We start from the raw sequence: 14,333 nt of genomic DNA on the forward strand, positions 1-14,333 counted from the left end.
TCATGGCGGTTGCCGCTCGCTCGTGGGGGTTCGGATGCCTGAAGACGCGTTAAGGTTGCACGGCCGGGAAGAGGCCATCGCGCTGGTCCGCGAGTTCGCCACCCGGCCCGAGCCGAACGGTTACCCGGTCACCCGCCGTGCGCCGGTGCTGGTCTTCACCGGGCCCAAGGGCTGCGGGAAGACCGCGTTGCTGGACTCTTTGGAGCAGGGCCTGCGCGGCAACCTGCCGTACGCGCGCATCGACTGCGGCGAGTTGAAGGCCACCACGGCGTGGGAGGTGCTGTCGCTGCTGGCGTTCGACCTCAACCGCAACGCCGCCGGCTACCGCTCCATCCCGTTCCCGCGGTTCGTCACCGCCCAGGTCGCCATCGCCGCCCAGATCGACACACCGGGCCAGGCCGCACGACTGCGGATCCGGCAGGAGCTGGAGAACGCCCGCCGCGTCGACCAGCTCCGCACGTTCCTCGACACCCTGGCGGAGGACGTGGTCGGCGCGGTGCCGGTGGTGGGCGGTGTGCCCGGCGTGACCACGGCCGCCCGCTTCGCGCCGAACCTCCTGCTGGACGGCCTGGTGTCCCGGCGGTGGGGACGCCGCGTCGTGCTGGGTGAGGGCCTGGAGTGGTACGGCTCGGGCAACCAGGCCTACGACGAGCTGGTGCGGCTCAACCTGCTCACCCGTGACGACGCGAGCGAAGCCGACCGCAAGGAGGCCACCGAGCTGCTGTGGGCGGCGTTCCTGGCCGACCTGCGGGCCGCGTTCGCCACCGGGCGCGGAGCGCGCACGTGGTCGTTGAACTGCGTGCTGCTGCTCGACGACATCGACTCCAAGCCGGGCAGGCTGCTGTACCGGGCGCTGGCCGACGCCCGCCGCGGCGAGGACGACCCGTTGACCGTGGTCGCCACCAGCGCGGGCGGGGTGGCCCGGCAGCTCGCCGCGGACCAGGAGATCCCGTACGCCGCGGAAGCCGGCTACGACGACTACCTCGAACGGCGGCAGGGCGACTACGAGAGCGACTCCTACCCGGTGGCGTTGCGGGACCTGACGCCCGACGAGGTCAAGGACATGGTCGCCGACGTCGCGGGGCCCCGGCTCAGCGCGCGCCGTGCCGTGGCCGGCGAGGTCTACCGGTTCACCGCCGGCCACCCGGCGGCGACCGCCGTGATCGTCAAGGCCATCGGCGACAACACCGGCGCACCCACGTCGGTGCAGCGACTGCTCTCGTCGCGGTGGCGCGGCCCGGTCGACAAAGACCCCGTCACCGTCGAGGAACGCCTGCTGCGCGAGCTGCTCGGCGCACCGGACGAGGCGACCCTGGAGGCGCTGGAGGCGTGCTCCGCGGCACGGGACGTCGAGCAGGCCGACGAACTCGCGCGCAGCGGCCTGGTGCCCGCGCCGCGCGGGGGAGCGGGACTCGTGCCGGTCGTGCTGCAGGTCCGCGACCAGGAGACGGGTCGGGCCGTCATGCTGCCCGCCCTGCGGCACCTGCTGCTGCGCCGCCTGGCCGCCACGCCCGAGCGGTGGACGGCCGTGCACACGTGGTTGCGCGACCACGGCCGTGAGGCGGACCGGCACTACCACGCGCTGGCACTGCGGGACGTGGACGCGGTCGTGCGTCGACTGGAATCGCTGCTGTCCGACACGCGGGCGTGGTTCGCCGAACTGGACGCCATCACCGCCGCGCCCAACGACCTCGACACCGACGAGTCCGACCCCGGACGGGTGCTCCCCGCCATCGGCCACACCACCACCGAGGAACCGGGCCGCACGCTCGCCCGCGTCGTCGCGGCGCTGTGGCTGGCCACCGACCCGCTGTCCACCGCCGACCGCGCGGACCTCTACGCCAGCGCGGCGTGGGACCTCAAGACCCTCGCCCAGCAACCCGGCGTGGCCCGCAACGACTTCCTCCGGGCCGCCGCGAAACTGGAAGCCAGGGCAGAGGAAGGCGGCACGCCTACGCGGGGCCGTGCCGCCCGGCGGCAGGTGTTGAGCGGCCCGCCGAAACCGCGGGGCTTCGAGCCACCCACCCCGAAGCGGGCGGTGCGCCGCAAACGCCGCAGGCTGGCCGCGCTGGGTGTGGTGGTGGCGCTCGTGCTGGGCTCGGCGACCGTCGTCGGCGTCACGCTGTTCACCCGGTGCGGCGAGGGCGTGTACGAGCACGGCGGCGAGTGCGTCGGCGTCACCGACGGCTCCTACGTGTTCAACGACCAGCTCGCCGACGTGCAGCGGCGCATCCTGGACGAGAACCTGAAGGTCGAGGGACAGCCGCACGTCACGATCGCCGTGCTCACCCCGCTGCTGCCCACCGACGTGGGCAGCGTGACCTGGCAGCGCGTCCGGGCCCAGCTGGAAGGCGCCCACGTGGCCCAGCTCGCCGCGAACGAGGGCAAGCGCGAGCCGAAGGTGCGGCTGCTGCTGGCCAACCCCGGCAGCACGCAGCAGGAGTGGCGGCGGGTGGTCGACCAGCTCGTGGACCTCGCCGACGAGCAGCGGCTGGTCGGCGTGGTCGGCGTCGGTCAGAGCACCACCAACACCCAGCACACCGCCCGCGCGCTCTCGGCCGCCGACCTGCCGATGGTCGCCTCCGTCGTCACCGCCACCGACTTCCACCTCGAACAACCCGCGCGCGACGGCGAGCCCGCCCGTTACCTCAAGGGGTTCACCCGGGTCAGCTCCACGACCGGCAACCAGATCGGGGTGCTGGCGTCCTACCTGGCCGACCAGGGCGTGACCCCGGCGATGCTGGTCTACGACGTCAACGAGGACGACCTGTACACCTCGACGCTGTACGACGAGTTCACGAACGCCGCGGCGGGCGGTGCGCTGTCGATCGTGATGGAGAGCCGGTTCGACACCGAGGCGTCGCTGGCCACCCAGTTCCGGGAGATCCTGCGGGACCTGTGCGTCACCGGGGCCCCGGACACCCTGCTGTACGCGGGGCGTGCCGTGCTGCTGGACGACCTGATCACCAACCTGCGCGACCGCGGCTGCGCGCGTGACCGGAACATCACCCTGGTCACCGGTTCGGACGCCTCGATGCTGCGCACCAGGCCCGACCTGCGGCCCCGGGACGACCAGCCGAACCTGACGATCGTCTACACCCCGCACGTCGACCCCGACGCGGCCCGCGAGATGGAGATCACCGAGTTCGCCGCGTTGACCGAGGAGTTCCAGCGGCTCGGGTTCGACACCGCCGACCTGGCCGACGGGTGGGGCGTGATGATGCACGACGCCCTGCTGGCCGCGTCCGACGCCGTCAGCCGCTCCGCCAACGGGCTGCCGCCGGGCGAGCTGCCCACCCGCCAGGCCGTGCGCGCCGAGCTGGAGCGCTCCGACCGCGAGCGCAACCAGGTCCGGGGCGCGGGCGGTGCGTTCACCATCGATGCCACCACCGGCAACGCGGTCGGCCGCCGACTGCCCGTCATCGAGGTCGGGCCCAACGGGGCGTTCCAGGTGAAAGCGATCATCCCGGTCGGGTGACCACCTCGGTGATCACCCGACCGGGATGGCTCAGCCCGCGACGGCGCGCACCCTGCGCAGCACCTCGTCCACACCCAGCGTGGTGGCGACGGCGTGCAGGTCGGGGCTGCGGGTGGAGCCGGTCAGCGCCAGCCGGATGATCTGCGACGCCTCGCGGATCGACCCACCGGCGGGGTAGGCGTCCGGGTTCTGCTTGAGGTCCTTGGGCTTGGGCGCGAACCCGTGCTTGGCGGCCAGGTCGCGGATCTGGTCGAACCACTCGCCGGAGTCGGCCAGCGGCCGGTAGTCCTCCGCGAAGTCGGCCGCGAACGCGCGCACCAGCTCCGGCGCCACGCCCAGCCCGGCGAACTGCTCGCCCGTCACGGCAGGCGGCGTGAACAGCTCGGGGAAGAAGAACCCGTAGGCCTCCCGGAACCCGGACCACTTGCGCAGGTCCTTGCGCGGGTTGGGCACGTCGGCGCCCCGTTCCACGGCCAGCGCGGCCAGCGCGAGGTCACGGCGGGTGTCGAGGACCGGCACCAGCTCGGGGTCGTGGTCGACGGCCCACGCGCGCACCGCGATGAGGATCTGTTCACCGGACAGCGTGGAGATGTGGTCGGCGGAGATGTCCTCCAGCTTCACCAGGTCGACCAGCGGACCGGCGACACCGCACTCCGACAGCCGGATCGGCGCCTCCAGCGCCTCGGCCAGCGGGGTGTCGGCCAGCCGGCCGTTCGCCAGCCCGCGCAGGTAGTACAGCACCGCCTCGGCCGGGAAGCCCTGCTCGATGTAGAAGTCGACCGACGCCTCGGGGTCCTTGCGCTTGGACAGCTTCCGCTTGCCGCCGGGGATCTGCTTCATCAGCGGCGCGATGTGGGCGTAACGGGGTGCGGTGAAGCCGAGCGCGGCGAACAGCTGCAGGTGCAGCGGCACCGAGGAGATCCACTCCTCGGCCCGGATCACCAGCGTGGTGCGCATCAGGTGGTCGTCCACGGCGTGCGCGAAGTGGTAGGTGGGCAGCCGGACGTCGTTGGCCGAGGACTTGAGGATCACCACGTCGTTGCGGTTGTCCTCGTGCTCCAGCTCGCCCCGGATCACGTCGGTGAACTTCGCCCTGGCCTCGACGCCCGGCGACCGGAACCGGACCACGTACGGCGCGCCCTCGTCCAACTTGGCCTGGACGTCGGCGGGGTCGCGGTCACGCCACAGCGCCCAGCCCGCGTAGTACCCGGGCGGCATCTTCGTGGCGTCCTGGCGGGCGCGGATGTCGGCCAGTTCCTCGGGGGTGGCGAAGCACAGGTACGCCTTGCCCTCGCGCAGCAGCTCGCGGACGTAGGTCAGGTAGATCGCCTCGCGCCGCGACTGGTAGTAGGGGCCGTAGTCGCCCACCTCGTCGTGCTCGTCGGCGGGCAGGCCGAAGTAGGCGAACGCGTTGTTGAACTGCGCCGCCGCCCCCTCGACCTCACGTGCCTGGTCGGTGTCCTCGACCCGCAGCACGTAGGTGCCGCCCGTGCGGTGGGCCACGTCGCGGTCGATCATCGCCGCGTACACGCCGCCGATGTGCACGAAGCCCGTCGGCGAGGGACCGAACCGGGTGACCTCGGCACCCTCGGGCAGCTGCCGGGCCGGGTAGCGCTGTTCCCAGTGCGCCGGCTCCGGCAGGTCGGCGGGGAACAGGGCGTCGATCACGGCGCGGTCAAGCATCGGTTTCACGGTCTCCAACAACGGGTGGGTGGACGGGTCCTGAGGCTACCAATCGGCCGCCGACGCGCCCGACGAGCCGACACCGAGCTCACCGGCAGGCCGCCCAGAACCTGGGGCCGAGCGGCAAGGGGCGGGGGCCGAGGGGCGGGTGGTGCGGCGAGCGAGGTGTGCGGGCGAGGGCGGCTGGCGAGGCGTGCGGGGTGAGGGCGGCCTGGCAAGTGCGGCGTGTGGGGCGGGCGGCCGGGGCGGCCGGTGGTGGGGCGAGCGGTGGGCGGCTACGGCGAGGGCGGTTGGCAAGCGGGCGGCAAGGGGCGGCGAGGGGCGGGCGGAGAGGGCCGGGCGGTGGGTGCCGATTGCCGGGGGCGGGCGGTGGGGTGGGTGGTTACCCGCCCTTGGTGAACCGGTCGTTGATGCGGGCGGCCAGGTCGCGGGTCAGGCCGGTCGGCGGCAGCGGGTGGCCCAGTGACGTGGTGAGCACGTCCAAGTGGGTGTCGACGGTTGCCTCGATCAGGTCGGTCAGCGCCGTGGCCGCCACCCTGGCCCGGCGCCAGCCCACCACCGCCACGCCGAGGCCGACCACGGCGGCCGGGTACCAGCGCCAGCCGAGCGACGCGTAGAGCAGACCCCAGCCGACGAGCGTGGTGGCCGAGCCGAACCTGGTCTCGGCCGCCTGCACCGGCAGCCGCGCCGGTTCGGGCACCAGCAGCCACAGCCGCGGCCACAGCGGGCCCAGCCGAAGGCCTTGGTACTGCGCCGCGACCCGCGAGTCGAGCAACCGGAACCGCTCGCCGATCCACGTGGCCCGTTGCGGCCGGTAGGCGGGCACCGGGTCGATCCCGGCCCTGGCCGCGGCCCGGTCGAACCGCCACCGCCGCACCGCGACCACCGGCCGGGCCGGCCAACCGGCCGGTCCGCGCCACGGCTTCACCCACACCGACTGCACCAGCCCGCCGAGCGCCTGCGCGGCGAAACTGGCGGCCGTCGCGCCCAGCACCAGGCCGATGGCGGCGACCGCGACCGGCAGCCGGGGGAACGCCGCGACGACGTCGTCGCCGAACCGGACGACGTCCAGCGCGTGGCGATGACCGAGCCGGACCGCGCACACGGCCGCGGCGACGAACAGCGCGCCGGGCAGCACCAGCGTGGTGACCCACCGCTCGGCCAGCTTGCCGCCCACCGACTGCAGGAACGGGTTCACCGCGGCGACCCGGTGGGCAGCATCGGCTCGTCGTCGAACAGCGCGCAGACGGGCGGGCGGCCTGCGTCGTCACGGCGGTCGTACCGCCCGCAGACACCGCGCGGGCAGCGGTACTCGCCGCGGCCGGTGCCCGGCGGACGTGCGCCGCGCGGGTCGGGGTAGGCGCCGGCGACGCCGGGCTGCTCGCCGACGCCGCGGGTCCCGCCGTCCGCGTCGTCACCGGGGATCAGGTCGAACCGGCGGCACGCGTCCAGCGCCGACCCGCCGTCCCGCACCAGAGCGGCGGTGCGTTCCAGCCGGTCGGACCAGCGGCCGGCCGCCGCGGCCCGGCGCAGGTCGGGCAGCACCAGGCACCACAGCACCAACGCCTGTCCCTCGTCCATTTCCACCGCCACACCATCCCCCTTGTGTCACGCTGGGTGTCGGTCCGAACCGTAGCGGGTGAACACGTGAGGTCGGTGGGCATGCGGGACGCCATTCCCCTGAGTGACCGCATCGCGCGGTGCGGGCAGGTCGGTGATGCCACCGACGTGCTCGGCCCGGACGCGCTGGCGCAGGCCGCCCGGTTGGTGCTGCCGGCCATCACCGGTGACGTGGACCCCGAGGCCGTGGCCACCGTGGCGTCGCTGCACTGGCTGCGCTACGGCGCCCTGCGGCCGGAGATCGGCGGCCCCGACCTCGACGTGTGCCTGAGCCTCTACGGCCCGATCGCCGCGCTGTTACCCCGGGCGGTGCCCCCGCCGGTGCTGGAGTGGCGTGCGGAGAACCCCGAAGTCCCCGTGATGCCGCTCGACGGGGTCGGCGGCTACTACGCCACCGTGATCGCCCGGGGTGCGATGACGACCGGCTACCCGGAGTTGATCGACCTCGGGGTGGAGGCGTGCCGTGCCGCGTGCCGGACGGTCGAGGGCGACGACCTCACCGTGCACCGGTACAACCTGCTCGTCCTGCTGGCCGCCCGGCACGAGCGCTACGGCGCGGTGGCCGACCTGGACGAGGCCGCGGCGGCGGGCCGGGCCGCCCTGGAGCACCCCGACCACCACCTCGCCACCGCGACGGCGCTCAACCTCGGCCTGGCTCTGCACACCCGCTTCCAGGTGCTGGGGCGCGAAGCCGACCTCGACCAGGCCACGGAACTCCTGCGCGGTGCGAAGGCGCTGCCACCCGACGACACCGACCGCCTCAGGTGCCTGTTCGCGCTCGCCACGGCACTGGCGGTCCGGTGCGAGCGCGGCGCGCCGTCCGACGAGGTGGACGAGTGCGTGGCGGTGGCCAGGGACGTCGTGGCCGCGTGTGCCGAGGGAGATCCCGACCGCCGCGTCGCGCTGGTGATCCTCAGCGAAGCCCTCAAGATCAGGTTCTACCGCGGCGGCGAGCACGCCGACGTCGCCGACATCGAGGAGTGCGTCCGGCACATGTCGGCGGTGTGGTCCGCCGGTGGCGGCACGGTGTCCGACGACGTCGGGGTCACGGCGCTGCTGAAGCTCATCACCGGGCTGGTGTTGCGGTTGTTGCACGGGCGCGCCTACGGCACACCCGACGAGGGCGACCTGGCCGAGGCGACCAGGCTCGCCGCCATCGCCGACGCCGCCGTGCCCGAGGGTCACCCGCTGCGGCACGAGGTGGACGGCGTGCTGGTGGCCATCCGGCGGGCGGCGCGCGACGACCACCCGGCGGCCGAACGGGCGGCCCGTGCGGCGTTGTCGGCCGAGGCCGCGGAGCCCGCCCAGCGCGTCCGCGCGATGTTCGCCCTGGCCGACGTGCTGACCACCCGGTACGGGGAGAGCGGTGACGCCGCCGCGCTCCAAGAGGCGATGGGGCTGCTGCGGGAGGCCGTGGCGGACGGGGACCACCACGTCCTCATGGCGGCCCGGCTCAAGCTGGCGGAGGTCACCCGGGAGTGGTTCCGGCTCTCCGGCTCGGAACGCGACCTGGACGCGGCGGTCGAAGCGGCTCGCGAAGCCGTCCGGACCGGCATCCCCGACCAGGAGCTGCGCACCCAGCACCTGCGCAACCACGCGAACCTGCTGCTGCAGCGGTTCGAGCGCACCGGGCGGCACACCGACCTCGACGAGCGGATCGCGGTGCTGCGCGCGATCGCGCCGCTGGTCACCGACGACGCCGACCGCGCCGGCTGCCTGCACGAACTCGCCTCCACGTGGACCGCGAGGTTCAACACCACCGGGGAGCGGACCGCCCTCGACCGCGCGGTGGACGCGGCGGACCGCGCCGCCGCGCTGCTGCCCGCCGGTCACCGCGACCTGCCCCGGGTCCGCCGCACCGCCGCGCTCGTGCGGCAGCTCCGCTTCACCATCGCGGGTGATCCCGACGACCTCGCCGAAGCCATCCGCCTCGCCCGCGCGGCCGTCGACGGCACCCCGGCCGACGACCCGTACCGGGCCGACGTGCTGAACGCGTTGGCGGGCGCGGTCGGCTGGGCGGCACGCGCGGCACGGGACCCGGAAGGGCTCACCGAGGCGATCGGGACCTGTCGCGAAGCGATGACCTTGAACCCCGTCCCCGGCGTGTTCACCGTCCTCACGCTGAGCGAGCTGCTGGTCGAGCGCTACCTGATCACCGGGTCCACGGCGGACCTGGCGGACGCCACCGCGGTGCTGCGGTCCGCGTTGCCGGGCACCACGGGCAGCGGGCGCGGCCCCCTGCTGAACAACCTCGCCCTGGTCCTGCACCAGCGGGTCCAGCACCAGGGGACGTCCGCCGACCTGGACGACGCGATCGAGGACACGATCCGGCAAGCCGAACAGCTGCTCCCCGAACTGCCGCCCGCGGACGCCGCCACCCTGGCCCTGAGCGCGAAGTGCGCCGCCCTGCGCTCCGGCCGGTACGAGCTGCACCGCGATCCCGCCGACCTCGACCGGGCGATCGCGGTCCTGCGCACCGCCGTGGCGGGCGCCCGAGGCGCGCACCCCGCGCTGGCCGAGTGCCGGGTGCACCTCGGGCTCGCCCTGACCCTGCGCTTCCTGCACCACTCCGAGTTCGCCGACATCGACGAGTCCATCGCCGTGCTGCGCCAGGGCCTCGCCGAGGCCACGCCCGGCAAGCCGCACGACGGGCTGCGCCCCCAGCTGGCGCTCGCGCTGATGATGCGCGCGCAGTGGTCGCGGAACCCGGAGGCGCTGGACGAGGCGGTGGAGCTGCTGCGCGAGGCGGGCACCGGCTTTCCCGCCGGCACGCCCGGTTACCTCGCCGTCCACCTGCACCTGGCCCGCGCGTTGCAACTGCGGTTCAGCGAGACCGGCGACCCCGCCGAGCTCACCGAGGCGATCGAGGTCGCCAGGACCGGTCTGCGGACCACCGCGCCGGACCACGCGCACCACACCACGCTGCTCGTCCTGCTCGGCACGTCCCTGGCCCAGCTGTTCGAGCGGACCGACGACCTCGCCGCCCTGGACGAAGCCGTCGAGGCGCACCGCCGTGCCGCCGAGACCACGACCGCGGGCGACGGTGCCCGTGCCGGTGCCCTGTCGGAGCTGGCGAACTCGCTGCGCACCCGGTACATCCGCCGCACCGACCCGGCCGACCTGGACGAGGCCGTCACCGCCGCCGAACGCGCCCTGGCCCTGCCGGAGTTGCAGCCGCCCGAGCGGGCGTCGGCCGCGATCGCCCTGGCGAACGGCCTGCTGGTCCGCGGCCAGCACAGCGGTTCCCTCGCCGACCTGACCGCGGCGGTCGACCTTGGCCGGGACGCCGTCGCCGAGCTGCCCGGCGGGCACGTCCTCGCCCCGCACCAGCTGATGGGGCTGGGCACCGCGCTGTGGGCCAGGTACGAGAGGACGGGCGCGATCACCGACCTGCACGAGGCGATCGACGTGATGCGCGCGGCGGTGGACACCAGCGGTGGCGCCATGCGCTCGCTCATGCGGACCAACCTCGGCAACGCGCTGTGCGCCAGGGCCAGGCACCTCGGCTCCACGGCGGACCTCGACGCGGCGGTGGACATCTCCCGGTCCGCGATCGACGACGCGTCCGAGGCGACCGCCGTCACCTGCCTGCTCAACCACGCGGTCGCCCTGCACATCCGCTTCATCGAGCGCAAGCACGCACCCGACCTCGACGCCGCGATCGAGGCGGCGGGCGAGGCGGTCGAGCGCGCCGCGCAGGGGCACCCGCACCGGGCGCACCTCCTGTCGAACCTGGCCATGATGCGCTACAGCCGGTACCAGGAGCACCGGAGCGGCGACGACCTCGACCATGCCGTCGCGCTGCTGCGGGACGCGGTCGCGATCACCGACCCGGCGCACGCCAACGGCGCCGTGTACCGGCTCAACCTGGGGTCGGTGCTGCAAGCCAGGTACGACCGCCGCGGTCAGGACGGTGACGCGGAGGAGGCCATCGAGCAGAGCCGCCGGGCGATCGACACCATCCCGGCCGACGACCCGCGTCAGGCGTTGGGCTGGCTGAACCTGGGCCTGGTGCTGCGTCGGCGACACGTCCGCCACGGCGCGGCGGCCGACTACGAGGACGCCGTGGCGGCCTGCCGCACCGCCGCCGGATCACGGTCCGCCACGGCCGCGATGCGGGCATCCGCCGCCACCACGTGGGCGTTCCTGTCGGCCCGGCGCGCGGACTGGCCGTCCGCGGTCGAGGGGTTCAGCAGGGCGGCGGCCCTGCTGCCCCGGTTCGCCTGGCACGGTGTCGCGCGCGGCGACCGCGAACGGCGACTGGACCAGTGGGACGGCTTCGCCTCCGCCGGTGCGGCGGCGGCGTTGGAGGGCGGAAACCCCGAGCTCGCGGTGGAGCTGCTCGAACAGGGGCGCTCGGTGCTGTGGTCCCAGGCGTTGCAGACCCGCGACGACACGTCGGAGCTGCGCGAGCGCGACCCGGCCCTGTACGACCGGCTGCGCAGCGTGGCCGCCCAGCTGGCCGGCGCGGGCGACGTCGAGGCGCCGACCGGCCTCTCACCCGGCCTGCCCACCGTTCCCGCCGTGCCCGCCGTGCTCCCGGCCGACGCCGCCCGGCACGAGCAGGACCGCCGGATCCGGCTGGCCGAGGAGTGGGACCGGCTGCTCGCCCGGGCGCGGGCGTTGCCCGGGTTGGAGCACCTGCTGAGCGTGCCGCCGCTGGCCGCCCTGCGCGACGGCCTGCCCGACGGGCCGGTGGTGCTGATCAACGTCTACGACGTGCGGTGCGACGCGCTGGTCGTGCGCCGCGACGGGCCGGTCGAGCACATCCCGCTGCCGGACCTGTCAGCGGCCGAGACCACCCGGCGGGTGACCGCCTACCTGCGCGCGCTGCGCGTGCTCGGCCGCCCGGCCGCGCCCGGCGACCTCACCCGCACCAGCGCCAAGCAGACCCTGCACGTGACGCTGGAGTGGCTGTGGGACACCGTGGCCGGACCGGTCCTCGACCACCTCGGCCTGGCGGGCGGCGAGCGGGTGTGGTGGTGCCCCACCGGCCTGCTGACCCTGCTGCCGCTGCACGCCGCGGGCTACCACGACCCGGCCGACACCCCGGCCGGCCGGACCGTGCTCGACCGCGTCGTCTCCTCCTACGCCCCGACGCTGCGCGCGCTCGCCAGAGCACGCAAGACCGACCCGCCCGCCACCGCCGACCGGCGACTGCTCGCCGTGAGCCTGCCCGAACCACCGCCCGGCGGCGGCACGCTGAGCCCGTTGCCCGGAGCACGCGCGGAGGCCGAATTCCTCTCACGCGCACTGCCCGGGTCGCACACCCTGCGCGTCGGCGAAGCCGCCACCCACGCCGTCGTCACCGAAGACCTGCGGACCCACGCGTACGCGCACTTCGCCTGCCACGGCGGACAGGACGTGCGCGACCCCTCCACCGGCGCGCTGTACCTGTGGGACGAACCGCTCACCGTGCTCGACGTCGCCGACCTGGACCTGGCCCACGCCGAACTGGCCTACCTGTCCGCGTGCCACACCGCCGTCGGCGGCACCACCCTGCCCGACGAGGCCATCCACCTCGCCGCCGCACTGCAACTGGCCGGCTACCGCCACGTCATCGCCACCCTCTGGACCGTCACCGACCGCACCGCCGTGGACGTGGCGACCTCCGTCTACACGGCACTGATCAACGGCACCGGCCTGAACCTCACCGACACCGCCCACGCCCTGCACCGGACGGTGCGGGCCCTGCGCGACGCCGACCCCCGCGACCCGACCCGCTGGGCGCCCTACATCCACACGGGCGCCTGACCTCCGCCGTCACCAGCACCAACCCGGTCTCCCGCGAACTCCTGCCCACGTGACCGAACGGTGGACCGGCCCGGTCGCGCCGCTGACCTTTCGCGCGTGGTGTGCGGCCGAAGTGGACACTCCGGACCGTTCGTCAACAGCTGGAGCAGCACCAGCAGCCGGGAGCGGTGCAACCGCAACAACTTCTGGGGCGTCGAGGTCTGGAAGGACAAGACCGGCGAGCAGTACGTGCCGGCCGCCGTCGGGATCGGCGCCGACCGGTTCCCGGCGGACAGCGTGAACCCGGTGGAGATCAGGAGCGATCACCAGGTTCAGGCAGCGGGGATCAGCCCGGCAGCAGTGTGTTCGAGCGTCCAGGCCGCCGTTCCAGGACGGCCCACACGGTCTTGCCGACCGCGTGGCGCACGGCTCCCCACTGCCGGCACAGCCGGTCCACGAGCACCATGCCGCGACCACGGGTCACCCGCACCGAGGAATCCCGCACCACCGGCAGTCGCGGCGACAGGTCGGTCACCTCGATGCGGATCGAGTCGCCGGCCCGCCAAAGCCGCGCGCGCAAGGGGTGTTCGCCGTGCTCGTAGGCGTTGGTCACCAGCTCGCACACCACCAACTTCGCGTCGGTGATCTCGTCCTCGCCCAGGTCGGCGAGAACTTCGCCGGTCCACCGCCGCACGTCGGCCAGATCAGGAACGTCACCCACCAGTTCCAGCACCAAGGGTGCCGACGGGGTGGTGAGCCGAGGTCTTGACGGGGTCGGGGCATCCTTGCTCGTGGTCATGGCGGTCCTCCCTGTCGTGGAACGTTCCGCCTGGATACCCCGACCCCTGATCGACAACACCGCAGATTGATCACCCGATGTGGTCAACCAACCCGTTTGTTGCCCCAGTAGATCGCGTCACTGCCGTACAGCTCGCGCGTGAACTCGGAGACGTACGGCCGCACGTTGGAACGCGGCAGGTTGTAGGTCAGGTACGCACCGTACCCTTCACTGACGGTCTGTCGTGCCAGTGCGGCGGCGTCATCCGCGGGGGTTGCGGTGAAGTTCACGGCAGCGGGTGCGAGGCGTTGCTCGGGCAGGGCGATATCAGGCACGTCCCACGTGCCGTACTGCGAGTTCCACGAGTAGTCGAACACCTTGGCGAGGTCGATGTCGCCGTACCGCAACGTGGTCGTCGCCGGGCCGTAGAAGTACAAGGTGATCAGCTTGTCGGGGAGGTGGTCGCGCAAGGCGGAAACCAGGTACGGGAACGAGTACTCGTTGACCGGGTTGCCCTTCTCGTAGTCGGCCCACTCGTCGTCGAAGTCGATGCCGTCGAGCCCGTACTCGGCGACCACGTCGGCCAGCTGCTCGGCGAACGCCGCGGCCTCCTCCTGGGACTGCAGGTTGGCCACGCCGATGCCGTCGTGGTCGCCGATCACGGACAGCAGCACCTTGATGCCCCTGCGCTGGAGTGGTCGGATCTGGGTCTCGGCGTTCTGGAGCACCGACTGCAGGTTCTCGTTGAAGGACAGCCTCGGTTTGTTGTCCGGGTCGGCTTTGATGTTGGCGGCGAAGATGATCGCGATGTCGAACACGTTCGCGCCGGACTTGGCGAGCCGGTACCTGCCGACTTCCCGCACTTCGGGATTGTTGTTCACCTCGACGTAGACCGTGGTGATCGGCCCCTCCTTGGCCGGTCGCGCCACCGCCGAGGTGGGCGCGATCGATCCGACCAGCAGCGTCACCGCGGCCATCACCGCGAGAGCGGTACTGCGCGCGAGCTTCACCATCATTGACCAACCTCCTTCGCGTTGTGGC

7 protein-coding genes are annotated in these 14,333 nt (G+C 73.4%); 2 read left to right on the forward strand and 5 right to left on the reverse strand.

All coding sequences use genetic code 11. The features are described 5' to 3' along the window. The first annotated feature begins 34 nt into the window (after positions 1 to 34). A complete protein-coding gene (locus tag A6A25_RS37765; protein ID WP_143193678.1) occupies positions 35 to 3,478 on the forward strand; it encodes a hypothetical protein in 3,444 nt (1,147 codons plus the stop codon). Between the two features lie 30 nt (positions 3,479 to 3,508). On the opposite strand, the gene A6A25_RS37770 is transcribed toward A6A25_RS37765, so the two are convergent. The 3 genes from A6A25_RS37770 to A6A25_RS37780 all read right to left on the reverse strand — a co-directional run bounded on the left by A6A25_RS37770 (position 3,509) and on the right by A6A25_RS37780 (position 6,748). Beyond that, entirely contained in the window at positions 3,509 to 5,161 is a 1,653-nt protein-coding gene (locus A6A25_RS37770) for a glutamate--tRNA ligase (protein ID WP_073898896.1), read from the reverse strand. 382 nt (positions 5,162 to 5,543) lie between these two features. After that, a complete protein-coding gene (locus A6A25_RS37775) occupies positions 5,544 to 6,359 on the reverse strand; it encodes a hypothetical protein (protein WP_073898670.1) in 816 nt (271 codons plus the stop codon). Further along, entirely contained in the window at positions 6,356 to 6,748 is a 393-nt protein-coding gene (locus A6A25_RS37780; RefSeq protein WP_143193679.1) for a hypothetical protein, read from the reverse strand. Before A6A25_RS37780 ends, A6A25_RS37775 begins: the two co-directional genes overlap by 4 nt. Positions 6,749 to 6,823: 75 nt before the next feature. On the opposite strand from A6A25_RS37780, the gene A6A25_RS37785 reads away from it, so the two are divergent. Beyond that, entirely contained in the window at positions 6,824 to 12,535 is a 5,712-nt protein-coding gene (locus A6A25_RS37785) for a CHAT domain-containing protein (RefSeq protein WP_073898674.1), read from the forward strand. Positions 12,536 to 12,860: 325 nt separating this feature from the next. Here the strand turns inward: A6A25_RS37785 and A6A25_RS37790 are convergent, their stop codons facing one another. After that, complete coding sequence (locus A6A25_RS37790; RefSeq protein WP_083668986.1) at positions 12,861 to 13,313, reverse strand: ATP-binding protein; 453 nt, start codon at positions 13,311 to 13,313, stop codon at positions 12,861 to 12,863. 83 nt (positions 13,314 to 13,396) lie between these two features. Continuing rightward, positions 13,397 to 14,308 (reverse strand): endo-beta-N-acetylglucosaminidase H, encoded by a 912-nt coding sequence (locus tag A6A25_RS37795; protein WP_241829133.1) that lies wholly within the window; start codon positions 14,306 to 14,308, stop codon positions 13,397 to 13,399. Positions 14,309 to 14,333: the final 25 nt, after the last annotated feature.

It is taken from the genome of Saccharothrix sp. CB00851 (assembly GCF_001905065.1).
GTDB lineage: Bacteria > Actinomycetota > Actinomycetes > Mycobacteriales > Pseudonocardiaceae > Actinosynnema.